The 6295-nt window shown below is 63.7% G+C and carries 4 protein-coding genes and 3 pseudogenes; 3 read left to right on the top strand and 4 right to left on the bottom strand.

Annotation, left to right across the window (positions count from 1 at the left end; genetic code table 11):
• Positions 1-277: pseudogene (locus tag NKJ94_RS28195) on the top strand (IS110 family RNA-guided transposase); the annotation flags it as partial.
• Between the two features lie 95 nt (positions 278-372).
• Here NKJ94_RS28195 and NKJ94_RS28190 read toward each other — a convergent pair.
• The 3 genes and pseudogenes from NKJ94_RS28190 to NKJ94_RS28180 form a co-directional block, all read right to left on the bottom strand.
• Positions 373-1098, bottom strand: a pseudogene (locus NKJ94_RS28190) (DDE-type integrase/transposase/recombinase); the annotation flags it as partial.
• 429 nt (positions 1099-1527) lie between these two features.
• The gene (mmsB, locus tag NKJ94_RS28185) at positions 1528-2412 is read right to left on the bottom strand and encodes a 3-hydroxyisobutyrate dehydrogenase (RefSeq protein ID WP_352529795.1); all 885 of its coding nucleotides are present in this window, start codon (positions 2410-2412) and stop codon (positions 1528-1530) included.
• A 25-nt stretch (positions 2413-2437) separates the two neighbouring features.
• The gene (locus tag NKJ94_RS28180) at positions 2438-3604 is read right to left on the bottom strand and encodes an isobutyryl-CoA dehydrogenase (RefSeq protein ID WP_352529793.1); all 1167 of its coding nucleotides are present in this window, start codon (positions 3602-3604) and stop codon (positions 2438-2440) included.
• Between the two features lie 137 nt (positions 3605-3741).
• Between NKJ94_RS28180 and NKJ94_RS28175 the strand changes: the two genes are divergently transcribed.
• Both NKJ94_RS28175 and NKJ94_RS28170 read left to right on the top strand, forming a co-directional pair.
• Positions 3742-4356 carry a dimethylsulfonioproprionate lyase family protein gene (locus NKJ94_RS28175; RefSeq protein WP_352529791.1) on the top strand — a complete coding sequence of 205 codons (615 nt, stop codon included), beginning with the start codon at positions 3742-3744 and terminating at the stop codon, positions 4354-4356.
• Position 4357: 1 nt separating this feature from the next.
• Positions 4358-5827, top strand: a complete 1470-nt coding sequence (locus NKJ94_RS28170; RefSeq protein WP_352529789.1) for a cobyric acid synthase — start codon at positions 4358-4360, stop codon at positions 5825-5827.
• Here NKJ94_RS28170 and NKJ94_RS28165 read toward each other — a convergent pair.
• Positions 5824-6244, bottom strand: a pseudogene (locus NKJ94_RS28165) (VOC family protein). The gene NKJ94_RS28170 and the pseudogene NKJ94_RS28165 overlap by 4 nt on opposite strands.
• Positions 6245-6295 lie beyond the last annotated feature (51 nt).

Below are 6295 nucleotides of genomic sequence, written 5' to 3'. Positions count from 1 at the left end.
CGTGATCTGGCATCTGTTGATGAAGGGCGAGAGTTACGCGTGGGCTCGACCCTCCCTGCATGCCAAGAAGCTGCGCGATGTGGAACTCAAGGCCGGGAGCAAGGCCGTGCGCGGCCAAAAGGGGGCCGCGCACGCCTACAACATCAAGAGCCACCGGGAAGAAGAGCGCCGGTGGGTGGAGCAGGCCGAGAGCGCCTATGCACGCTTCGTCGCCGGTTGGAACCCGCGAGGCCCGAGAAAGGCGCGCACGGATGCCGCAAACGAGGTGCGACGATAGAAGCTGCGCGGCAGGGCTCTCACCTCGGACCCTGCTCTTCGCCACGCGGTCGTCCGTGCGCGACAGGAGAATAGCGCAGATTTATCAAAAAGGCTCTTGTCGATCACATCAGTGGTCCAGGGATGGTTGATCTTTGTGAGCCTGTGCTCGATGCCATGTTCGTCGCAGACGCCGTCGAAGATGTGCTCGAAGGCGTGCCGATCGCAGCTCCGGTTGGTGAACTGGATGCCGTTGTCGGTCAGAATGGTATGGATGGCATAGGGCACGGCCGCGATCAGATCCCGAAGGAACTGGGCCATCGCCATTTTGCCCGCCGTCTCGTGCAATTGCACATAAGCGAACTTGGACGTTCGATCGATGGCAACGAAGAGACGCAGCTTGCCCTCGGCGGTCTGCACCTCGGCGATGTCGATGTGGAAATAGCCGATCGGATAGGCTTTGAACTTGTTCTTGGCCGGCTTGTCAGCATCCAGCTGCGGCAGCCTCGAAATGCCATGACGCTGAAGGCAACGATGCAATGACGAGCGCGTCAGATGCGGGATCGTCGGCTGAAGCGCATGCAGACAATCATCCAGCGCCAGCAGCGTGTGCTTGCGAAAGGCGACGATGGCCGCTTCCTCTTCGAGGGACAGCACTGTCGACCTCGGCTCCTTCGGGCCGGTCGGAAGATCGGCGGTCGACGGCCGCTTCCGCCACTTCGCAACCGTCTTCTGATCGATGCCATAGCGCTTGGCCAGTGCCCTCAGGCTCTCTTGACTATGCTGTATTGCTCGACGGACCGCCTCTGTCGTCGTGGCGCGGCCGTGTAGAATCTGTCCCATAGCGCGTCCTTTGATTCGGACGACAATGGTGCGCCATCAAAGCCTGAGATCAAACACCTAGGCACTGCCGTCTATCCAGCTTTGGCGCACTAAGCCTGCCCTCACTCTCCCGGCCGGCAAAGCTCGTCCCTGCCGAGCGTGGCAAGACGCGCCAGGGCGATCGCCTCATTGTCCTTGAAGAACGCGAAACGCAAAAACCGCGCTCCATCGGAACGCGGCTTTGCCAGATACGCATGGCGCTTCGCCAACTAAACACTTGCGAAACTTAAGGGCTCCGGTACGCGAGACCTGATCCGGAGCGCCGGGCGGGTGTCCGCCTCGCCATCCGTTTTAAACGCACATCGTTACTGCAGGGTTAGCAAGAGCTTAAGCAAACCTAAATTTGTCGACTTTCCGCTTTGGGCAGATCGAAAACTACGAAATTGGAGCTTACGCCGGGTCACCACGGAGGAAATTGATGATGCCGGAAAAATCCGCACCAGCATTGCCTTGTGCGTTAAACAGCGCATAGAGCTGGGCTGCCTCGGCGCCGAGCGGCGTTACCGCACCGGCGCTCTGCGCGGCCTCCTGCGACAGTTTCAGGTCCTTCAGCATCAGCGCTGCGGCAAACCCCGGCTTGTAGCCGTTGTTGGCGGGCGATGTCGGCACCGGGCCGGGCACCGGGCAGTAGGTGGTCAGCGACCAGCACTGGCCGGACGAGGTCGAGGCGACGTCGAACAGCGCCTGGTGCGACAGGCCGAGCTTTTCCGCCAGCACGAAGGCCTCGGCAACGCCGATCATCGAAATGCCCAAAATCATGTTGTTGCAGATCTTCGCCGCCTGTCCGGCGCCGTCGTCGCCGCAATGAACGATGCGGCCGGCCATCGGCTTGAGGATTGGTTCGGCCTTGGCGAAGGCTTCCTTCGAACCGCCGGCCATGAAGGTCAGCGTGCCGGCCGCCGCACCGCCGGTGCCGCCGGAGACCGGCGCGTCGATCGTCAGCAACCCGTGCTTGGCGGCGATGGCATGGGCTTTTCGGGCCGACTCGACATCGATGGTCGAGGAATCGATGAACAGCGCGCCTTTTTTCGCCTTGGGCGCGATGTCTGCGTAAACCGACAGAACATGCTTGCCGGCCGGCAACATGGTGATGACCGCATCGGCATCCCTCACCGCCGCAACGGCATTGGCCATGATGACGACGCCGTGCTCCCTGGCGATGACGAGGTTCTCCGGCACCAGGTCGAAGCCGTGCACGGCATATCCGGCCTTGACCAGGTTGGCGGCCATCGGATTTCCCATATTGCCGAGGCCGATGAAGGCGATGGTGGTCATCGTTTTCTCCCGGTGTTTGCTGGCCTCAGCGGCCGATCAGGGCGCGAGCGATGATGACGCGCATGATCTCGTTGGTGCCTTCGAGGATCTGGTGGACGCGCAGGTCCCGCACCAGCTTCTCGATGCCGTAATCGTGCAGGTAACCATAGCCGCCATGCAGCTGCAGGGCATCGTTGGCGACGTTGAAGCCGGTGTCGGTGACGAAGCGCTTGGCCATCGCCGACCATTTTCCGGCATCCGGCGCCTTGCGGTCCAGCTTTGAGGCGGCGGTGTAGAGGAATATGCGTGCTGCCTGCAGTTCGGTCTCCATGTCGGCGAGCTTGAACTGCAGCGCCTGGAACTGATTGATCTTCGACCCGAAAGCCTTGCGCTCGGCCGTGTAGGCGAGCGCCTTGTCGAGCGCCGATTGCGCGCCGCCGAGCGAACAGGCGGCGATGTTCAACCGGCCGCCGTCGAGCCCGGCCATGGCGATGCCGAAGCCGGCGCCTTCGGCCGACAAAAGGTTTCCGGCCGGCACCTTGCAATCCTCGAAGACGACCTGGCGGGTCGACTGCATGTGCCAGCCCATCTTGTGCTCGTTGGCGCCGAAAGAAAGGCCGGGCGCATCGTTCGGCACGACGAAGGTGGAAATTCCCTTCGGCCCGTCGGCGCCGGTGCGCGCCATGACGACATAAAGGTCGCTGTCGCCGGCACCGGAGATGAACTGCTTGGCGCCGTTCAGCACATAATCGCCGCCGGTCCTTGTCGCGCGCGTCTTCAGCGCCGCCGCATCCGAGCCCGAGCCCGGCTCGGTCAGGCAGTAGCTTGCCAGCCATTCCATTGAGGTCAGTTTGGGCAGGAAGCGCCGGCGCTGTTCGTCGCTGCCGAAGCGGTCGATCATCGATGCCACCATGTTGTGGATCGAGATGAAGGCGGAAAACGCCGGATCGGCACGCGAAAGCGCCTCGAAGATCAGCACGGCGTCGAGCCGGCCGAGCCCCGAGCCGCCGACATCGTCGCGGACATAGATGCCGCCAAGACCGAGCGGACCTGTCTCGCGGATCACGTCGGCCGGGAAATGCTTGTTGCGGTCCCAGTCGAGTGCGTTCGGCGCGACACGGTCGGCGGCGAAGGCCTCGGCCATCTCCTGTATGGCGCGCTGGTCCTCGTTGAGTTCGAACTGGCTGGTGCTCGCATCGACAGCGGCGTCCATGGCGTGCTCCCTGACGTTTCCGGCCTGCTGGCCTGTCGTTTTTGGCTTTGCGCGCCGTCCAATCTAGACCAATGATGCCGCCGCGCAACCCGACCGTCTGCGCAGCCGCTGTGCGCGAATGCGCTTTGGAGAAAAGTGTGACGACAAATTTCGACGAACTGCTTGGGCGCTTCCATGCCTATCTCGAAACGGTCGATGATGGGCTGGTGCGCGACGCCGTGGCCCGGATCGGCTGGGACATGCCGGGCCGGCCGCTCGAACCGCATGCACTGCCTTGTCTCGTCCAGCTCGACCGTATCGTCGAACTCGCTCCCGCTGTCGCCAAGCCGCTGGCGCGGCTGGTTGCGGAGCGGCGAGGCGATCTGCGCTGGGGCCAGACCTATAGCGAGGCGGATTTCGGCGCGACATTCATGGAGAATTATGGCTGGCTGGAGGTGTTCGGCACGCGTGGCCATTTCGTCAACGATGAGGTCGCGGCCGGCTTGCTGATCCTCGGACCCGACATCGTCTACCCCGATCATCATCACGTCGCCGAGGAGATCTACATTCCGCTGACCGGCGCTACCGAATGGCGCATGGGTGACGGCGGCTTCCGCGTTCGAGCGGCGGGCGAGGTGATCCACCATGCCCCTGATGTCAGCCACGCCATGCGCACCGGCAAAGAGCCGCTGCTGGCGCTCTATCTGTGGCGCGGCGGGCCGCTGGCAGCCAAGTCGACGATCACCGGAACCGTTGCGCAGGGCAGGAGCTGATATGGCCAAAGCGATCATGCTGCAGGGCACGGGTTCGGATGTCGGCAAGACGGTGCTCGTTGCCGGTCTCTGCCGCGCGGCGACGAAGCGCGGCTTGAAAGTGCGGCCGTTCAAGCCGCAGAACATGTCGAACAACGCCGCCGTCGCCGATATTCCCGGCGATTCAGGCGGCGGCGAGATCGGCCGCGCGCAATGGCTGCAGGCGATCGCCTGCGGCGTGGCGCCGACCATCCATATGAACCCGGTGCTGCTCAAACCGCAGACCGATGTCGGCGCGCAGGTCATCGTGCAGGGCAAGGTGTTCGGCGAAGCGCGGGCACGCGACTACCAGGCGCTGAAGGGTCGGCTGATGGACGCGGTGCTGGACTCCTGGGCGAAGGTCGGCGAGGGCGCCGATCTGGTCATCGTCGAGGGCGCCGGCTCGCCGGCCGAGATCAATCTCAGGAGCCGCGACATTGCCAATATGGGCTTTGCGACGCGCGCCGGCGTGCCGGTGATCCTGGTCGGCGACATCGATCGCGGCGGCGTCATCGCCTCGGTCGCCGGCACGCATCTGATCCTGCCGGATGAGGACCGGCGCATGATTGCCGGCTATCTCATCAACAAGTTCCGCGGCGACGTCTCGCTGTTCGACGACGGCATCAAGGCGATCGAAAAATTTACCGGCTGGCGCTGTTTTGGCGTCGTGCCGTGGTTGAAGGCGGCGGCGCGGCTGCCGTCGGAAGATTCCGTCGTGCTCGAACGATTGGCGTCCGGCGAGAAGCGCGCGCTGAAGGTCGCCGTGCCGGTGCTCTCGCGCATCGCCAATTTCGACGACCTCGACCCGCTCAAGGCCGAACCGCAGGTCGAGGTGGTGTTCGTGCCGCCTGGCCAACGCTTGCCGCAGGATGCAGGTCTGGTGGTCATTCCCGGCTCCAAGTCGACGATCGGCGACCTCCTGAAATTCCGCGAGAACGGCTGGGATCGCGACCTTGCCGCGCATAGGAAACGAGGTGGCCATATTGTCGGCATCTGCGGCGGCTTCCAGATGCTCGGCCATATAGTGCGCGATCCTGACGGCATTGAGGGCAGCGTTACCGAGACACAGGGCCTCGGCCTGCTCGACGTCGAAACGGTGATGGAGCCGGAAAAGACGGTGCGCAATGTCAGTGCGCGCTCGGTGCCGTTCGCCCTGCCGCTCGAGGGCTACGAGATCCATCTCGGCCGCACCACCGGTCCGGACACGCTGCGGCCATCCGCAATCATCAACGGTGCCGACGATGGCGCCATCTCCGCCGACGGCAAGGTATCAGGCACCTATATGCACGGGCTGTTTTCCGCTGACGCCTTCCGGGCGAAATTCCTGGAAAGCCTCGGCGTCAAAGGCGGCGGCATCGACTACCGCGCCGAGGTCGAACGGGCACTGGACGAGATCGCAGCCGAACTGGAAACCCACCTCGACTGCGACGCGATTTTTGGGCAGGCGCGCTAGCCGGCGGGCTCGTCAGCCTTCGGCCAGTAGGTGCCGAGCGACCAGACATTGCCTTCCGGATCGCGGCAGATGAACTCGCGGCTGCCATAATCGCGGTCGGTGAGTTCTTCCAGAATCTCGGCGCCGGCCGCTTTTGCGCGAGCGTATGCCGCGTCGGCGTCAGCGACGGCGACATAGATCGACCTGCCGCCGCCCGAGCCGGGCGCGCCGACCATCTTGCCATAGGTGTCATCGCGTGCCGTGCCGAGCATGATGATCGAGGAGCCGAATGCGAGTTCGGCGTGGTGCACCACGTCGCCTTCGCCATAGCGGGCGCGGACGCTGAAGCCGAAGGCCCCGCAGCCAATCGATCATCTTGCCGGCATTCCTGTAGCGCAGCGCCGGATAGAGCCGCGGTGGTTCGGTGGTGTTCGGCATGGCTGATCTCCTTTAATGGGTTGGTCGATTAACCCAGTCTGGGCGAAGGCC

Origin of the sequence: Mesorhizobium sp. M0060 (genome assembly GCF_040323155.1) — a bacterium.
Taxonomy (GTDB): domain Bacteria; phylum Pseudomonadota; class Alphaproteobacteria; order Rhizobiales; family Rhizobiaceae; genus Mesorhizobium.
Note: the sequence above shows the minus strand (reverse complement) of the source record. Positions and strands in the feature narration are given on the sequence as shown.

What these genes read in the sequence shown, in the direction of transcription:
- NKJ94_RS28180 (WP_352529793.1), bottom strand. Translation starts at nt 3,604, where the DNA reads ATGGACGCCGCTGTCGATGCGAGCACCAGCCAGTTCGAACTCAACGAG.
- NKJ94_RS28170 (WP_352529789.1), top strand. Translation starts at nt 4,358, where the DNA reads ATGGCCAAAGCGATCATGCTGCAGGGCACGGGTTCGGATGTCGGCAAG.
- mmsB (WP_352529795.1), bottom strand. Translation starts at nt 2,412, where the DNA reads ATGACCACCATCGCCTTCATCGGCCTCGGCAATATGGGAAATCCGATG.